The organism is Arthrobacter sp. MMS18-M83 (genome assembly GCF_026683955.1).
In the GTDB taxonomy this organism is placed as follows: domain Bacteria; phylum Actinomycetota; class Actinomycetes; order Actinomycetales; family Micrococcaceae; genus Arthrobacter.
Genome location: NZ_CP113343.1, coordinates 2,329,449 through 2,346,940 on the forward strand (window position 1 = coordinate 2,329,449; position 17,492 = coordinate 2,346,940).

General features: G+C 64.2%; 14 protein-coding genes and 1 tRNA gene. 11 read left to right on the forward strand and 4 right to left on the reverse strand.

Annotation, left to right across the window (positions count from 1 at the left end):
* Positions 1–1,056, reverse strand: coding sequence for a zinc-dependent alcohol dehydrogenase (locus OW521_RS10945; protein WP_268025337.1), 1,056 nt, complete (start codon positions 1,054–1,056; stop codon positions 1–3).
* Between the two features lie 186 nt (positions 1,057–1,242).
* Here OW521_RS10945 and OW521_RS10950 point away from each other — a divergent pair.
* Positions 1,243–1,332, forward strand: a tRNA-Ser gene (locus tag OW521_RS10950).
* A gap of 26 nt (positions 1,333–1,358) precedes the next feature.
* Here OW521_RS10950 and OW521_RS10955 read toward each other — a convergent pair.
* Positions 1,359–2,177: a tyrosine-type recombinase/integrase gene (locus OW521_RS10955; RefSeq protein WP_268025339.1), complete on the reverse strand. Its 819-nt coding sequence runs from the start codon at positions 2,175–2,177 to the stop codon at positions 1,359–1,361.
* 81 nt (positions 2,178–2,258) lie between these two features.
* Positions 2,259–2,564: a hypothetical protein gene (locus OW521_RS10960; RefSeq protein ID WP_268025341.1), complete on the reverse strand. Its 306-nt coding sequence runs from the start codon at positions 2,562–2,564 to the stop codon at positions 2,259–2,261.
* A 675-nt stretch (positions 2,565–3,239) separates the two neighbouring features.
* Here OW521_RS10960 and OW521_RS10965 point away from each other — a divergent pair.
* A complete protein-coding gene (locus OW521_RS10965) occupies positions 3,240–3,923 on the forward strand; it encodes an LPXTG cell wall anchor domain-containing protein (protein ID WP_268025343.1) in 684 nt (227 codons plus the stop codon).
* Between the two features lie 1,074 nt (positions 3,924–4,997).
* Here the strand turns inward: OW521_RS10965 and OW521_RS10970 are convergent.
* Positions 4,998–5,330 carry a hypothetical protein gene (locus tag OW521_RS10970; RefSeq protein ID WP_268025345.1) on the reverse strand — a complete coding sequence of 111 codons (333 nt, stop codon included), beginning with the start codon at positions 5,328–5,330 and terminating at the stop codon, positions 4,998–5,000.
* Positions 5,331–6,046: 716 nt separating this feature from the next.
* On the opposite strand from OW521_RS10970, the gene OW521_RS10975 reads away from it, so the two are divergent.
* The 9 genes from OW521_RS10975 to OW521_RS11015 all read left to right on the forward strand — a co-directional run bounded on the left by OW521_RS10975 (position 6,047) and on the right by OW521_RS11015 (position 17,489).
* Positions 6,047–8,500: a glycoside hydrolase family 32 protein gene (locus OW521_RS10975; RefSeq protein WP_268025347.1), complete on the forward strand. Its 2,454-nt coding sequence runs from the start codon at positions 6,047–6,049 to the stop codon at positions 8,498–8,500.
* Positions 8,501–8,627: 127 nt separating this feature from the next.
* Positions 8,628–9,269: a DUF2087 domain-containing protein gene (locus tag OW521_RS10980; RefSeq protein WP_268025349.1), complete on the forward strand. Its 642-nt coding sequence runs from the start codon at positions 8,628–8,630 to the stop codon at positions 9,267–9,269.
* Between the two features lie 112 nt (positions 9,270–9,381).
* Entirely contained in the window at positions 9,382–10,443 is a 1,062-nt protein-coding gene (gene moaA, locus OW521_RS10985; RefSeq protein ID WP_268025351.1) for a GTP 3',8-cyclase MoaA, read from the forward strand.
* A gap of 43 nt (positions 10,444–10,486) precedes the next feature.
* On the forward strand, positions 10,487–11,371 hold the full coding sequence (locus tag OW521_RS10990; protein WP_268025353.1) for an AAA family ATPase: 885 nt from the start codon (positions 10,487–10,489) through the stop codon (positions 11,369–11,371).
* Between the two features lie 4 nt (positions 11,372–11,375).
* Positions 11,376–12,491, forward strand: a complete 1,116-nt coding sequence (locus OW521_RS10995) for a vWA domain-containing protein (protein ID WP_268025355.1) — start codon at positions 11,376–11,378, stop codon at positions 12,489–12,491.
* Positions 12,484–13,650: an XdhC family protein gene (locus tag OW521_RS11000; RefSeq protein ID WP_268025357.1), complete on the forward strand. Its 1,167-nt coding sequence runs from the start codon at positions 12,484–12,486 to the stop codon at positions 13,648–13,650. The genes OW521_RS10995 and OW521_RS11000 overlap by 8 nt, the downstream gene beginning before the upstream one ends.
* Positions 13,651–13,741: 91 nt before the next feature.
* Positions 13,742–14,272 (forward strand): (2Fe-2S)-binding protein, encoded by a 531-nt coding sequence (locus tag OW521_RS11005; RefSeq protein ID WP_268025359.1) that lies wholly within the window; start codon positions 13,742–13,744, stop codon positions 14,270–14,272.
* Complete coding sequence (locus OW521_RS11010; RefSeq protein WP_268025361.1) at positions 14,269–16,638, forward strand: xanthine dehydrogenase family protein molybdopterin-binding subunit; 2,370 nt, start codon at positions 14,269–14,271, stop codon at positions 16,636–16,638. Before OW521_RS11005 ends, OW521_RS11010 begins: the two co-directional genes overlap by 4 nt.
* The gene (locus OW521_RS11015) at positions 16,635–17,489 is read left to right on the forward strand and encodes an FAD binding domain-containing protein (RefSeq protein WP_268025363.1); all 855 of its coding nucleotides are present in this window, start codon (positions 16,635–16,637) and stop codon (positions 17,487–17,489) included. Before OW521_RS11010 ends, OW521_RS11015 begins: the two co-directional genes overlap by 4 nt.
* The last annotated feature ends 3 nt before the right edge of the window (positions 17,490–17,492 follow it).

Below are 17,492 nucleotides of genomic sequence, written 5' to 3' on the forward strand. Positions count from 1 at the left end.
TTAGGCCTGGTTTCCTTCCCGGTTCGGGGGCTCGGGGTAGGCAATGACATGGCAAAGATCGTCCAGCTCGCCGTTTTCCAGGCCGTCGAAGACCTCGGGTAGCTCCTCGAACGGAGACTCTCCCGTGAGGAACGCGTCGAACACCCGGTCCTGCAGCAGGGAGACCGCCAACTGCAGCCGCTCGCTCGACGTCCGCCGATGCCGGCGTGAACGCGCCACTACTCCGACTTGGCTGGCGCGGATGGAGAGGCGCCGGGCATGGAAGTCCTCCCCGAGCGGCAAGGAAACAGCCCGGTTCCCGTACCAGGAGAGCTCGATAACCTCGCCCTCGTCACCCGCTAGCTGCAGGCTGCGGGCCAATCCTTCATCCGTGGCCGAGCAATGGAACACGATGTCGCAGTCCGGCTTTGCGTCGTCCGGAAGCGCGAACTCCACCCCCAGCGATTCCACGAACCCGCGCTTCCCCGGGTCCGTTTCCACGAGTTGCAAGCGCCCCAATGGGAAGCTGCGCAGCAGTGCTGCGGTCATGCCGCCCACCAATCCGGCCCCGACGACGGCGATCCTGTCACCGAGGCGGGGCCCGGCCTCCCAGAGGGCGTTGAGGGCAATCTCCGCGATGCCGGTCAGCACGGCGCGGCGTAGCGGCACGGCGTCGGGTATCCGGGTGAGCGAGGTGACGGGCACGACGTATCGGTCCTGATGCGGATGCAGGCAGAAGACGTTCTTGCCGATCCAGTCTTCGGGGCCTTCTTCAACAACGCCAACCGACAGATAGCCGAACTTGACCGGCCCCGGAAAGTCTCCCGTTTGATGGGGTGCGCGCATGGCCTTCGCAATCCGTGCCGGCACGTGCGCTTCGTGGACCACCAGTTCGGTGCCCCTGCTGATCCCTGAATACAACGCTCGAACCAAAGCCTGGCCCTGCGACGGAGCCGGAAGCTCCTCACGCCGAAGTTCACCTTGGCAGGGGCCCACGGTCCAGTAGGCCAATGCCGTATGTGTGTGCGTGTGTGCCCGCTGGGGTGCGGGCTGCTGCGCGGGCTGCGGGAAAGTCATCGTGCTTGCGAATCTAGCCCCGCGGCTGCGAATGCGGAAGGGAAGGCGCCGAGGAGGAGTTGGCACCGGTCCGGGGCCGGCCGTTTGCGGCGGGGCGCGGCGGCAGGTCCTGGGCCGGCCGTTTACGGCAGGACCGGCGGGGCCGTTTTGGGGAACAGGGCTCCACTCCGGTACCCTATTTCAGTTGGTGACGTGTCCGAGCGGCCGAAGGTGCAACACTCGAAATGTTGTTTGGTGTAAAAGCCAACGTGGGTTCAAATCCCACCGTCACCGCCAATTGAAAGGCCCCTGCTTCCCTTTGTTTACAAGGGAAGCAGGGGCCAATCGCTTTGCCTGGGTCGGGGATTTGCCCACATTTTGCCCACACTTGCCAGAGAGACGGCATGATCCAGAGCGTCCGAAACTGAGTCCTGGTCCCCGTCGAACAGGTCCGCGTAGACGTCCAGTGTCATGGCCGCGGAGCTGTGGCCGAGCATCTTCTGGACCACCTTCACGTTCGCGCCGGCCGACACTGCGAAGCTCGCCGCCGAGTGCCGCAGATCATGCGGGGTAATCCGGGGAATGCCCGTCCGCTTGACCGCACTTCCGAACCAGCTCATGTTGTCCTCATGCACGCGGGCAAGCCGCAGGTGATGACCGTCCGGGCCGGGGAACACCAGATCATCCCGCCCTTTCCCCTCGCACGCCCTGGCCAGATACTCCCCCAAGAATCGCGGGAAGGGCACGGTGCGCTTCTTGTGGTTCTTCGGAGTGCCCACCTCGATCACTGAGCCCACCTGAACGGCGTTCTCTTCGATCATCAGCAGGCGCCGCAGCATGTCCATATGCCTAACCCGCAGGGCAGTCGCCTCACCCCACCGGATGCCGCAATACGCCAACGCCAGGACCAGCCCCGGGTACTTGCTCGCGGCGGCCAGAGCATGTACCTGCTCATGGCTGAGATAGACGTGAGGCTTCTTCACGTTCCGAGGGCGCGAGATGCCCCGGGCAGGGTTGCTCAGCATCCTCCGATCGCTCACGGCTTCATCCAAGATAGCCGCCAGAACCCCGTAGGCCCGGATCACCAGCGTCGCCCCCTTGGGCTTCCGTGGCGGCGTGGCCTTCGGATCGCCGAGTGTCATTTCCGAGACCCACTGCCGTACGGCGGTCTTCCGAGTAGCAAGGAAGCCGGGTCGGGCTTGTTACCTTGGCGTCGTGGTGCTCTAGTCCCGCACGTCAACGACTGTTAGCTCATCACTAACGGCCACCTGCTGTCCGCCAGGCCCCGGTCGAACATGCAAAACGGCAATGAAGCCGATGTTGTTGTGAGTGGCAAGGCAATCCGCATTGCCGAGCTCTTCAGGCGGAAGCCTGTCCCCAATTTTGTAACCGGACGTGGCTTTGTCATCACGCCCGTGGTAGGAAACGCGCCCCGCTTCGTACTCGGGCGCTTTGAGATCGAAGCCAAAGCCCAGATCCATGTGTGCGCTTTGACTGAGGATGGGGCGCCGGGTGGCGTCGTAAAGCATTTCGTCGCATTAGACTCACTCGTTCGGAAAACCCGAGCTCGCGGAGGGACAGGTCGTCTCCAACGCTGGGAACAATTAGTGCGGAAGCCATGGCCTGCGCCGTGCCTGCAAGAGTGACCATTCGGAGTATTCCGAACGCCCTGATAAACGGGTCCCGGACATCATCGAAGACTCCGACGTTCCAGGATCGTACGGGGTCCTCATTGTCTGGATGTCCTCTAAAAACCTCGATCCGCTCCAAGGTCGCTTCGTATCGGTATTCGCTCATTGCCCGTCCGGGTTAATTGACTAGGCGGTGAGAGGCGCCCATGGGATGTCTACAGTGTTACCGTTACCGATAACCCAAGAACCTCGGCCCTGTCACGCCGTCCAGTATCCAGGGAGATTGTCGCGGAGGTCGTTGACGATGAATCCAGGGGATCACTTACCACGTTCTGAACTGGTTCTCTGGATCGCTGAGGCTTGCTGGTGCCAGTATCCAGGGCGTTGACCAGGCTGGTCGAGGAGAAGGCGCCACTCGTACTAACTGAGGCAGACCGTTGCCGACGCTCTACGCGGCGATTGAAAGTCACTCGCTAGAGTATGCAAGTAACTGCCCGGCCAGTATGAGGCCGAGGACATCGAGAACATGAACAAACGCATCGAGGCCTACAAGAGCCTTTTGGGGAGGATGTAATGGGCAAGTACAGAGCATCATTTGCAGTAATGGGAGCACTCGGTCTGGCACTCATCGGAGGGCCGGCTACGGCAGCAACCGATCCGACATCGAGCGCCAGCGCTACACCAAGTGCCAGCGCTACACCGACGGCAACTGCCACGCCTACACCCACCGCAACACCGACGCCGACCGGCCCCATTCTGGTGAAGGCTCCGGATCTGACGGTGGCCTATGACGGGTGCGGCACCCTGGGTCATGTTGTTGTCCCTGCAGGTGTGGGCTACCACTACTCGCAGAATCCCTGGCCTGACGCTGGCCCATGGCAGTCGTGGGGCGCGTTCGCCAATGATGGGTACATGCTGATTCACCCGACAACGGGTGAGCCCGTCTACGAATACCCGGCCAACTATCCCAATCAGATGATCTGGGTCAACCAGGGGCCGGCTTGCCCCGTAGTCGCGCCAGCGGTGTCACCTGCCGCAGCCGTTGTGCCCATGGCAGTCAACGCAGAGTCGGGTACCGTCCCGATCCCTGTTCCAGCGGCGGTACACTCCGAGACTGGTGTTCAGCTTGCGAACACCAGTGAAGAGCTTGCATACACCGGCCGATCTGATTCTGATGGCTGGATCCTGCTTATTGGTGGTGCCCTGGTGGGTCTCGGCACCCTGGCCATCGTCCTTGCGAAACGCCGCAAGGCTTAGCCCATGTCCACTGGATGGATAGTCAACACCTCTTCCCCTGAACCGGGGGCTGTTGGTGGACGCGCTGAAGGCGACATCCTCCAAGGACTTCCCTGAGTCTAAAGGCCATGGCCGGTCTTCTAGCCGGTACCGTCTAAACACCGCGCCACAGGGGGCAATTAGCGCCCTATCGGGGCCGGGCGGGTACCAAAAAGTACCGGAGAGCTCGTAGCGGTTCTCAGATCGCCGCTACGAGCCGTTCAACCGGAGGGGCCTAGTGTGCCTCCTTATTGGCGTAGCCAGGCGATCACCCGTTTAGGCGCTGATTCGCTTCATGATTCCAGTCACCAAAGAGATCACACCGAACACCACCAGCGTCATGGTCAGGATCGCGGCCGGTCCGACGAAGGCGAGGCTCATCGCAACCGGCCCTTTCGGATTTCAAATCCGAGAGGGCCGAACTGCTCGAAGTCGGCCAGGCTGACCCCCGACCGACCAGAGCTAGCGGTCTCGGTTAGGCTCAGCCCATGACGAACTTTGCAGAGCAGCAGAAATGGTGGGATCAGCTCACCGAGGAGAGGAAAGCCCGGCTTCTAGCCGGGCCGCTAAAGGAAGTTCCGACTGACCTGATACCGGAGGTAGTGAAAGCCGGTGCGCCGTTGAGTGGGCCTGGTTCACAGCCACACAGAACGGACCTGACAAGTTGAGCCTGCAGAGCAGCTATGAAGATTTCATGGAGGAGCGCCGCCAGTAAGCCGTTTGTGGAAGGTCAACATAGTGCCTCCGAATTGGCACGATGTTTCGCTTGCTTCGTTTGGCCAGCCGGTCAAGTTCCAAAGTCCCAGAGCCGCCCTAAGCAGGACGAATCCCCCGGCTAGTCGAGATGACCGGCCGGGGGTTGTTTGCGTCTGGCGGCGCTTCCCAAATCGAAAGGTGAGTCCTGGCAGGATCCTCACGGTTACCCGTCCGCGGCTGTTTACCGTCACGGGCCCGAGCTTCTCGGAGACTAATGCACGGACTTGGAGATGTCGACGTGCCCGGTCCTGCCGAGCTTGACGCGCTTGCGGAAGAAGAACCCCATGCCCGTATCCTCTGCTATCGGTTCGGTGAGGCTGTGACAATCGCGGACACTTCCGCCAGAGCAGCGGCGATCTTCGATGCCTCCGCGCCTGAGATGGCGTTGTCTCCGTCGCCGTCAACATAGAACGTCACGCCCTCTTCGGCGCTCCAGTGGCTTGTGACCTTCCAGCCGTTGCCCTCGAACTCAGGCCCCGACCAGTGACCGTCTGCCCAATCTTCCATGCTGGATGCGTCCACGCTAAACCCTGCCGGCGGAAGCAGTTCGGATGGCTTGACGCCCCGCGCCTCCGCCATGTCTGCGAGTCCCCGGACGGTCATAGGCGTAGTGGTGGTAGACGTGTTCATCATTGAGACCCCAATTTCAGTATTTGTTGAGCGCATCCCCAGCGGATGCGGTGATTCTAGCGGGTGGGACTGACAGCCTGGCTGTCTGTTGATTTGAGGCGCACCGTGCACGCCTTTGCCGGCGGGAGCGCCAGCCAAGTAGAGCCTGCCCACATTTTGCCCAAATTGGGCGTGAAATGGCGTGATTTCTGGTGATGAAAATCCCCGAAATCTAGCGGTTTCCCCTGCCAGCGCTAGCGCTGGCGTTGTTTCAAATCCCACCGTCACCGCCACTTGGGAGGCCCCTGCTTCCCTTTGTTTACAAGGGGAAGCAGGGGCCTTTTGCTTTACCAGGGAATTCGTCGTTTGAGGCGAGCGACCAACCTCCGTCTTTCGGCTGGCGACGCCGGGAGGGGCGCGCAACGCCGGCCGAGACCACGACGGCAATTCTCGAGGGATCTGCCAGCTAGGCCGCAATCGACACAGCCGGCCATTACTCGCCGTCCACGCAGGCAACTAAATCAACGCACTAAAACGCTTGATCTACCATTCGTCACCAGCTATTCTTTCCGTGATTAAGCGTTTAATCACACATCTTTGACGCAACCACAAGCTCCCCACCTGCTCAACAACGCCGTGTGCAGAGGCTCGACGCAGAGCTATCGGCCGTGGAGTAGTCCTCACCGAGACCCGGAGATTTTATGGCCCACTCAGCAAGGAGGCTGCCGAAGAGGGCGAGCATGCTCGCCCTCTTCGCTGCGCTCACGATGATCTTCACATCCACCATAGTTACCGGGGACATCCCCGGCGCGGGAGCCGTCGGCAGCGCGACCGCACCGCCCATGCGCGCCACGTACCACCTGACTCCGCCGTCGGGATGGCTGAGCGATCCTCAGCGGCCCATCTATCTCAACGGCAAGTACAACCTTTATTACCTTCACAGCAACCAGGACAACGGCCCCGGCGGCTGGCGACACGCGACGTCGTCGGACACCGTGGTGTTCAACGACCAAGGCGACGCCCTCCCGCTCCAGAGCAATTTCCCCGTATGGACCGGCTCCTCGGTGATCGATACAAACAACACCGCGGGCTTCGGGGCCGGCGCAGTCGTTGCGTTGGCCACCCAGCCCACCGACGGCGACCCGTTCCAGCAGTCGCAGTACCTCTGGTACTCGACCGACGGCGGGAGCACGTTCACCCAGTACGGCGCACCGGTCATCGCCAACCCGGACGCTTCGGATTGGTTCCGCGACCCGAAGATCGTTTGGGACGCGGCGCACTCGACATGGGTGGCGGCGATCGGCCGTCAGCAGAAGATCACGTTCTACACCTCGCCGGACCTCAAGACCTGGACGCACCAGACGGACTTCAGCTACACAACCCCGAACATCGGCGGCGTTGAGTGCCCGGACATCTTCCAGATGAAGGCCAGCGACGGTTCGTGGCATTGGATCATGGCCGGGAGCATGCAAGGCGACTACAGCGGCAAGCCGGACACATACGCTTACTGGACCGGCACGTGGAACGGCTCGGCGTTCGTCGCGGACCAGACGGACCCGCAGTGGCTCGACTGGGGCTCGGACTGGTACGCCTCGGTGAGCTGGCCGGACGCCGCGAATCCCGACACCTCCCGTTACGCCATCGGCTGGATGAACAACTGGCATTATGCACCACACACCGTGCCGACTGATTCCACCGACAACTACAACGGCCAGATGTCCGTGGTGCGCCAGCTCAGCCTCAAGTCGGAGGGCAGCGGCGTCTACAGCCTTCTATCCCAGCCGACGCCGAATCTGGCCAACTACGCCACCAAGACCGTGAAGCCCGCCAACGCCACCGTCAATGGACGGACGGCCCTCGACTACCACGGTTCGGCCTACGAGCTCGATGCAGACGTCAGTTGGACAACCCTCAACAACGTCGGCATCTCCGTCGGCGAGAACAAGGACGGCAGCCGGCACACGAACATCGGTGTCTACGGGGGCAACCTCTACGTCGACCGCTCCGCGCAAGACCAAGTGCCGTACTCCTTCGGCACTTACCAGCAGTCCCAGGCGCCGCTCGCCTCCGGTGCGACATCCGTACACCTCCGGATCCTCGTGGACCACGGCAGCGTCGAGGTCTTCGCCGACGACGGCCGGATCGCACTCTCCAACCAAGACTTCTTCACGGCGTCGGACACGGGGATCTCGCTCTTCACGATCGGGGGCAGCGCAAACTTCGCCAACCTCTCGATCACGGAATTCGCCAACATTACCGAGCGGGCGAACCCCGCGGCGCCGTACGCTGACTTCGAAGGCAGCACATATGGTTCATGGACGACGACGGGTGCGGCCTTCGGTTCCGGGCCGGCCACCGGGACGCTCCCTAACCAGCAGCCCGTCACGGGCTACCTCGGGAACAGGCTCGTCAACAGTTTCAACGGCGGCGACGCGTCGACCGGAACGCTGACCTCGCCGTCGTTCACCATCGGCCACTCATACGTCAACTTCCTCGCAGGAGGCGGGAACAACCCGAGGCCCTCGGACGTCTTCGCCGATTTCGAGGGCGCGACGTGGGGTGCGGGGTGGACGGCGACGGGCAGCTACATTGGCCAAGGCCCAGCGGCGGAATCCCTCCCGAACCAGGTCGGCTCCAAGGTCCTCGACACGTATGTAGGAGGAGGTGATGCCGCCACGGGCGCGATCACGTCGCCGACGTTCACGATCACGCGGGACTACATCGACTTCCTCATCGCAGGAGGAAACCACCCCTGGGGCCAGTCGGGTGCCGCTGCGGTGAACCTCCTCGTCAACGGGCAGGTAGTCCGCACGGCAACGGGCCAGAATTCATCGACGATGTCGAACGTGAACTGGGACGTCCACACCCTCGTGGGGCAGAAGGCCCAAATCCAGGTCATCGACCACGCAAGCGGATCCTGGGGCCACGTCATGGTGGACCAAATCGTGTTCAGCAGCGTGCCGAACGCGATTGGCGGTGAGCCGGACAATCAGACCACGATAAATCTGGTCGTCAACGGGCAAGTTGTTCGCACCGCGACAGGTCAGAACAGCGAGCATCTCGCGTGGACGTCGTGGAACGTCTCCGACCTCATTGGTCAGAGCGCCCAGTTCCAGGTCGTCGATAACGGCACGGGAAGCTGGGGCCATATTCTGCTGGACCAGGTCACCTTCGAAGACATCCCGGCCGCCTAAGTCGAACCTCCTTAGGCCTGGCCGTCCTGACCTTCTTTGCCGCGCGAAAGCCCTGGAATGACGCGACTCGCCGTGTCGCAAGCGCTTTCCAAAACCAAAGAAGGTCAGGACGGCGCGCTGCCCTCCCGTGAGAACCGCGGGAGAGCGGCGCGCCCGAGGGTATTCTGCCCGGCTGCCGTGGCAGTTCGGCGTCTATTTGTGCCTATGCTGGGCCTATGGGAGTGACCCATTGACGACGCCGGATGCGCGGCGCCTGCTCGCGGCATTAGCGAACGGCGAGGCCCGGAGGGTCTTTGCTGAGATCAGCGTTGGCGAAACCCCGGGCGGCTCGTTCACGCCAGGAAAACTCTCGCCAGCGAAACTCGCACGGGCGCTCGGGCTCCTGACCGACGCAGGGCTCGTCGAGGCGGTTGAGACCGAAGGCAGCGCCCGCTACCGCATTCGCGAGCATGTCTTCCGAGACGCGCTGGCGAGTCTTTCGCCCGCGCCCCGCCGGCCCGGCGTCGAGCGCTTCTTGACGGCGGACGGCCGCATCGATCGCTATCCCGCCCGGGAGACAGAGCTACTCAAGCTTCTCGCATGGGTAGCCGCGCGCATCCTGAGCTCCAGCGAGCGTGTCGCGGAGCGAGAGCTGAACGAACGCCTGGCCGGGCTCACCGACGACGTGCCGATGCTCAGGCGACGCCTCGTGGACTACGGCGTCGTAGTCCGCACGCCAGATGGCTCGGCCTACTGGCTTGCCCGCGAAGGCAACGAGGACGCCCACTAGAAACGGGGGCAGCCGCGATTCAGCCAGACGTCCATTGTGGGGGCCGGGGACCGGGCATACGCTGGGAGAGGCACAAGCGCTTGGCACTCCTACCGCGTTGAGAGGGCGCTGCATGGACTCCAATTCCATCACCGACACCTTCCACCGGCCCCTGCGGGACCTGCGGATTTCCGTCACGGACCGCTGCAATTTCCGTTGCGTCTATTGCATGCCAAAGGAGATTTTCGGCAGGGATTTCGTTTTCATGCCCCGGGACCAGCTGCTCACGTTCGAGGAAATCACCCGGCTGGCCTCGATCGCCGTCGGGCATGGAGTGCGGAAGATCCGGCTGACCGGCGGGGAACCCCTTCTGCGGAAAGACATCGAGGAACTGGTCCGGATGCTGGCCTCGTTGCGCACTCCCGACGGGCTCGCGCCGGATCTGGCCATGACCACGAACGGCTCGGTCCTGGCCCAGAAGGCCCAAGCCCTCAAGGATGCCGGGCTGAACCGGGTAACGGTGTCCCTTGACTCCCTCCGGGAGGAAACCTTCCAGGCCATGAACGACGTCGGCTATCCCGTGGCCAAGGTCCTGCACGCCGCGGACGTCGCCCAAGCGGTCGGCCTGGGACCGGTGAAGATCAACATGGTGGTCAAGCGCGGGACGAATGACCAGGACATCCTTTCCATGGCAAGCCACTTCAAGGGATCAGGGTTCATTCTGCGGTTCATTGAGTACATGGACGTCGGTGCCTCCAACGGCTGGAAAATGGACGAGGTGGTGCCCTCCGCCGAGATCCTGACCCGCATCGGCGCGGTGTTCCCGCTGGAGCCCGTGGCGCCCAACTACCCTGGCGAGACCTCGGATCGCTGGCGCTACGCGGACGGCAGCGGCGAAATCGGAGTCATTTCCAGCGTGACCCAGGCCTTTTGCCGCGGCTGCACCCGGGCCCGGCTCTCCGCCGACGGGAAGCTGTTCACGTGCCTCTTTGCCACAGCCGGCACCGACCTGAGGGCGCTCCTAAGGGGCGGTGCGTCCGACGTCGAGCTTTCGACGGCGTTGTCCGCCCTCTGGGGTGCCCGCACGGACCGCTACTCCGAACTGCGCGGCGCCCGCACACCGCGGGACGGCGCCCACACGCCCAAGGACCCCGCGGCGGCACACAAGATCGAGATGTCGTACATCGGCGGATAGCCCGGCCGGACCGCGCCCCAGCAAGTGACCCTATGCTGGTGCCATGACGCAGACGTCGATCAGCTCCGCCACAGCGCTGGCCGAAATGCTGGCCGCCACCGGTTACCTGGCCGATGAGGGCCTGGCCACCATCGGCTACCTCGCCCTGAGCATGGAACGGCCGCTGCTTCTGGAAGGCGAACCCGGCACCGGCAAGACCTCCCTCGCAGAGGCCCTGGCAGAGGCATTCGGGCTGCCCCTGATCCGTTTGCAGTGCTATGAGGGAATCGATGCCGCGCAGGCGCTGTATGACTGGGACTTCACCGCCCAAATCCTGCATCTGCGCAGCGTGGAGGCCAGCGGCGGCGCGGGACTGAGCGTGGCCGAGCTGGAAAGCTCGCTCTACGACAAGCGGTTCCTGCTGGCCCGGCCCATCCTCAAAGCTCTGCAGCAAAGCCCGGCCGTGCTGCTGATCGACGAAATCGACCGGGCCGACGACGAGTTCGAGGCGTTCCTGCTGGAAGTGCTTTCCACCTACCAGGTCTCCATCCCCGAGTTCGGCACTGTCAAGGCTGACACCCCGCCGATTGTGGTGCTCACCTCCAACCGGACCCGCGACCTGCACGATGCGCTCAAACGCCGGTGCCTCTACCACTGGATCGACCACCCCGGGCTGGCCCGCGAAGTGGAAATCGTGCGTACCCGGCTCCCCCAGGTGCCCGCGCTCCTTGCCGAGCAGGTGGTGCGCGTGGTCCAGCAGATCCGGGTCACCGACGACGTGCTCAAGCCTCCCGGTGTGGCCGAAACCCTGGACTGGGCACGCGCACTGCATCAGCTCGGCCGGGCCGAGCTTGACCTCGAATCGGCCGCGGCCAGCATCGGCGCACTGTGCAAGTACCGCGAAGACACCGAACGGGTCTCGGCGGCCCTTTCCCGGATGCTCGGCTGAGCCCGTGCCACCGGCAAGCCAGAACCCGGAACACAACGCCGAAGAGATTCTGCTGGCCTTTGCTGCCGCGGTGCGCGCGGCGGGCGTGAAGGTGACGGCCGACCGCTCGCGCAGTTTCGTCGACGCCGTTCGCAGGCTCGCCTTGGACCGCCGTTCGGACGTGTTCTGGGCCGGGCGGGCCACATTGTGCGCCTCACCGGAGGATTTGCCCGCTTACCAGCGAACCTTTGAGGCCTGGTTCGCCGTGGAACATTCCGCCGCCCAGCGCCTGGAGACCTCCGCAACCACCGTCAGCGCTGCCGCTTTGGACAACGACGACGGCGGCCCGGAAGGTGGGCGGGAACAGTTGCGGGCGCTCGCCAGCCGCCGGGAACTCCTGCGGCACCGCGATGTAGCCATCCTGGACGACACGGAACGGGCGCTGTTGCACCGACTGTTCGAGGAGCTGCCGGTGCGCTTGCCCACCCGGCAGACCAGGCGAAAACACCTCGACCGTCACGGCGACGTGGACCGCGTACGGACCCTGCGCGACCAACTGCGCCGCGGCGGGGAACCGGGGCCCCTGCGCCGTGCCCGGGCGCCACGCAAACCCCGCCGCATGGTCTGGCTGGTCGACATTTCAGGCTCGATGGCGCCCTATGCGGACAGCCTGCTGCGCTTGGCCCACCGGGTAGTGGAAGCCGCCCCGCGCCAAGTAGAGGTGTTCACGTTGGGCACCCGCCTGACCAGGGTGACAGGCGCACTAAGGGTGCCTGACCCCGACAATGCCCTGGCCCTCGCCGGCCGCGCCGTCCCTGATTGGTCCGGTGGAACCCGGCTTGGAGAGGTGCTGCGCGCGTTCAACGACCGCTGGGGCCAGCGCGTGATGGTGCGCGGCGCCGTCGTCGTGATTGCCAGCGACGGCTGGGAGCGGGGCGACCCCGCGCTGCTGGGACGCCAGGCCGAACGGCTGCACCATTTGGCCAGGCGGATCATTTGGGCCAACCCGCACCGGGGCAAAGCTGGGTACCAGCCGCTGCAGCGGGGAATCAGGGCGGTGCTGCCGCACGTTGACTTCTTTATAGGGGGGCACTCAATGCAGAGCTTCGAGGAGTTGTTGGACGTGGTTGCCAATGCGTGAGGTCTTGGACGATCTGGTCGCCGCCATAGTGGCCGGCCACACAGTAGGACTCGGAACAGTGGTGCGCACCTTCCGTTCCGCACCGCGGCCGGCCGGGGCCGCCATGATGGTCGACGCCGACGGCAGCGCAGTCGGCTCGGTGTCCGGCGGGTGCGTCGAAGGCGCGCTCTACGAACTAGCCACCAAGGTGGTCCAGTCAGGCCGGCCAGTGCTCCAGCGCTACGGCATCAGTGACGACGCCGCGTTCGAGGTCGGCCTGACCTGCGGCGGGATCCTGGACATTTTTGTTGAGCCGGTCTCCACGGAGATCTTCCCGGAGTTGCAGCAAGTAGCGGAAGACGTCGGTGCCGGCCGGCCGGTTGCGGTGGTCACGGTGATCGAACACCCCGATCCGGCCTGGCTGGGCCGCCACTTGGTGGTCCGCCCGGAGGGGTTTGTCGGGTCCCTGGGCAGCGAGCGTGCAGACCATGCTGTATCCGACGACGTCCAGGGCCTGCTTGCTGCAGGCCGCAACGCCACCCTCATGTACGGACCGGACGGCCAGCGGCGCGGGGAAGGCATGCGCGTGTTCGCCCTCAGTTTCGCCCCGCAGCCGCGGATGCTTGTGTTCGGCGCGATTGACTTTGCCGCCGCCGTCGCCAAGCAGGGCACCTTCCTGGGCTACCGGGTGACGGTCTGTGACGCACGCGCGGTTTTCGCAACGGCTGCCCGGTTCCCGCAGGCGGATGAGGTAGTGGTGGAATGGCCGCACCGCTACCTCCAGGCGCAGATCGCTGCCGGCCAGGTGGATCAGCGCACGGTGATCTGTGTGCTCACCCATGATCCGAAATTCGACGTACCGCTGCTGGAGTTGGCGCTGCGCCAGGACGTGGCCTATGTGGGGGCGATGGGATCCCGGCGCACGCACCACGACCGCTTGGAACGGCTTCGCGAAGCGGGCCTCACGCAGGCCGAGTTGGCCCGGCTCTCCAGCCCGATCGGCCTGGACCTGGGGTCCCGAACGCCCGAGGAAACGGCGGTCTCGATCGCCGCCGAAATCATTGCTTTGCACTGGGGTGGCGGCGGCGGAAGATTGAGCACCATGGAAGCCCGGATTCACCACGAGCCCACCGCTGATGCGGACCATGAGGATGCGGGGTACGAACTCAAGTCGACCTAAGGCGCTTGCCTTCTCCGAGGAGTAACCTGTGTCACATCAGGACTGGATGCCGGGCAGTCGTGCTCGTCTTCCAACGCGACAGGAGATCCCAATGGCGAGTTCCAAGACGATCACCGTCGAAGTCGATGATGTGAGCTACACCGATAATGTCGAGCCACGATTGCTGCTGGTCCAATACCTGCGCGAACGGCTTGGCAAGACCGGCACATTGATCGGCTGCGACACTACCAACTGCGGCGCCTGCACCGTCCATCTGGACGGAGTCAGCGTCAAATCCTGCACCATGTTCGCGGTTCAGGCAGACGGCCACAACGTCACCACCATCGAAGGCCTGGCCCGGGACGGCAAGCTCGCCCCGCTGCAGCAAGCCTTCCACCAATGCCATGCCCTCCAATGCGGCTTCTGCACGCCCGGCATGATCATGCAGTCCGCATCCTTGCTGGCCGAAAACCCGCACCCCACCGAGCAGGAAATCCGGGACGGCCTCGAGGGAAACCTGTGTCGATGCACCGGGTACCAGAACATTGTTGCCGCGGTCCAGGCCGCTGCTGACGGCACGGTTTCGGCAGACAGCACGGTGTCCGCGGACAGCGACGAAACGGAAACGGCAGGTGTGGCATGACCATCACCGAAGTCGGCAGGGCCCGCCTCCGCAAGGAAGATGCCCATCTCATCACGGGGCGCTCACGATACACGGACAACATCACGTTGCCCGGCATGTTGCATCTGGCCATGGTGCGCAGTCCATTCGCCCACGCGAAGATCACCTCAATCGACGCCTCCGCCGCGAAGTCCTCACCCGGCGTCGTTGCCGTGCTTACCGGAGCCGATGTGGCCGCCCAGCAGGGAAGCCTGCCCAACGCCTGGCCGATTACCCCGGACCAAAAGGCCCCAGCCCACCCGGCAATCGCCGTCGATACCGTGGCTTTTGCCGGAGAAGTTGTTGCTTGCATCATTGCCCGCAGTGCCGCAGCCGCCCGCGACGCCGTCGAACTGGTCGATGTCAGCTACGAGGAACTGCCGGTCGTCCTGGACCTGGAGGAAGCGTTGAAAGATGAGGTCCTGGCCCACCCGGACCTTGGCACCAACAAATCGGCCACCTGGGTCTTCGACTCGGGCGAGGCCGGTACGGGCAAGGCGATCAGCGAGGCGCTCGAGGGCGCCGAAGTCCTCATTGAGCGTACGTTCTACCAACAGCGGCTCATCCCTGCCTTCATGGAGCCCCGATCGACAGTGGTGGACCCCACGGGCGAGCAGATCACCGTATGGTCGGCCACCCAGATACCGCACATTCTGCGGCTCATGCTGGCGCTCACCCTGAGCATTCCCGAAAGCAAAGTCCGCGTGATCGCTCCGGACGTGGGCGGCGGCTTTGGCGGAAAATTGCAGGTGACCCCCGAGGAAGCCATCACCGTGCTGGCCGCCCGGCACACTGGCAAACCGTGCAAGTACACCGAGACTCGCAGCGAATCCCTGATGGCGGCCCACCACGGCCGCGCCCAGGTGCAGAAGGTGAAGCTCTCGGCCACTAAGGACGGGATCGTCACCGGGCTAGATGTGCATCTCCTGGCGGACATGGGCGCCTATCTGGGCCTGGTCACCTCCGGTGTCCCGATCCTGGGCGCCTTCATGTACAACTCCATCTACAAGTTCCCGGCCTACCGGTTCGAGTGCACCAATCTCTTCACCAACAAGGCGTGGACCGATGCCTACCGCGGAGCCGGCCGACCGGAAGCCACTTTTGCAATCGAGCGCTTGATGGACGAACTCGCCGTAGAACTGGGCATGGATCCCCTGGAGGTGCGGAAGAAGAACTGGATCAAACACGAGGAATTCCCCTTCACCACCGTTGCCGGGCTCGAATACGACAGCGGCAATTATGAGGTGGCTACGGCGAAGGCCGTGGAACTCTTTGGCTACGACGAGCTAAGGGCCGAGCAGGCGCGGCGTCGCGAAAGCAACGATCCCGTCCAGCTCGGCATCGGCATCTCCACTTTCACCGAAATGTGCGGCTTGGCCCCGTCCCGGGTGCTCGGCGCGCTCAGTTACGCCGCCGGCGGCTGGGAGCACGCCCAAGTGCGGGTGCTGCCCACCGGCAACATCGAGGTGGTCACAGGGTCCTCCGCCCACGGCCAGGGCCACGAAACCGCATGGAGCCAGCTCGTGGCGGACAGGCTGGGCGTGCCGTTCGAAAATGTCGAAGTGCTGCATGGGGATACCCAGACCTCCCAACGAGGCCTGGACACCTACGGCTCCCGGTCACTGACGGTCGGAGGCATGGCCGTGCTAGCCGCGGCGGACAAGGTGATCGAGAAGGCCAAGATTGTGGCCGCACACATGATGGAGGCCAGCGAAGAGGACATCGAGTTCGCGGACGGCAAGTTCAGTGTCAAGGGCACCGATCAGTCCACGGCTCTGGGTGAAATCGCTTTCGCCGCCTTCTCCGGGCACAACCTGCCGGACGGGTTTGAGCCCAATCTGGACTCGGATGCCACCTACGACCCGCAGAACTTCTCCTTCCCGCACGGCACCCATCTGGCCGCCATGGAAGTGGACACTGAGACCGGGCAAGTCACCATCCGTAAGTACGTCTGCGTAGACGACGTCGGAGTGGTGGTCAATCCGCTGATTGTGGAAGGCCAGGTCCACGGCGGCCTGGCGCAGGGAATCGCGCAGGCCCTCTACGAAGAGGCCGTGCACGACGACGCCGGCACCCTGGTCACGGGCTCGTTTGTGGACTACCTCGTGCCCAGCGCTCCGGATCTGCCGCACTTCACGACGGCGCGTACCGAGACCCCTTCGACCACCAACCAGTTGGGGGCCAAGGGAGTCGGGGAAGCTGGAACCATCGCCTCGACGCCCGCCATCGTCAACGGTGTGTTAGACGCGGTTCGGCACCTTGGCGTGAAGGACATCAAGATGCCCTGTTCGCCGTCGCGCGTGTGGGCCGCCCTTGAAGAAGCCAAGATGACCGGAGGTGTGCAATGATTCCGAGCGCATTCGATTACGCCGCTCCGGCTACGGTGGCGGAGGCACTGGGCGTGCTGGCCGATGCCGGCGACGACGTGAAGCTGCTGGCCGGGGGTCAAAGCCTGATCCCGGTGATGAAACTGCGCCTTGCAGACCCGGCGATGGTGGTCGATCTGGGCCGGATCGGTGAGCTGTCCGGGGTGCGCGAGGACGGCGATGCCTTGCTGATCGGAGCCATGACGACGCACCATCAGATCGCCACCGACCCGCTGATTGCCGAGCACGTCCCGTTGCTGGCCATGGCCGCGGCAACAGTTGCGGATCCGCAGGTCCGCCACCGCGGCACGTTCGGTGGCGCGTTAGTGCACGCCGACCCCGCGGGCGACCTGCCCGCTCCGGTGCTGGCCGCCGAGGCGACGTTCATCCTGGCCGGTCCGAACGGGGAACGCCGGGTGGCAGCGGCGGACTTCTTCCAGGGCTACTTCACCACCGCCGTCGACGACGGCGAAATCCTCACCCACATTCGGGTGCCGAAGTACACAGGCTGGGGTGCGCACTATGAGAAATTCACCCGTGTCGCCCAGCAATGGTCCATCGTCGCAGTGGCCGCGATGGTCCGATTGGAGGGCGGCACCATCGCCGAGGCCCGGATCGGCCTGACCAACATGGCCAGCACGCCCCTGCGAGCCGCCGCCGTCGAACAGGCTCTAGCGGGCGCCCCGGCGACCCGGGAAGCGATCGCCACCGCCAGCGCACACGCCGCCGAAGGGACCGATCCTGCAAGCGACCTCAATGGGGACGCGGCATACCGCCGCCATCTGGCCGAGGTCTTGACCAAGCGGGCCGTCATCGCGGCCGCCGGGCTCTAGCGG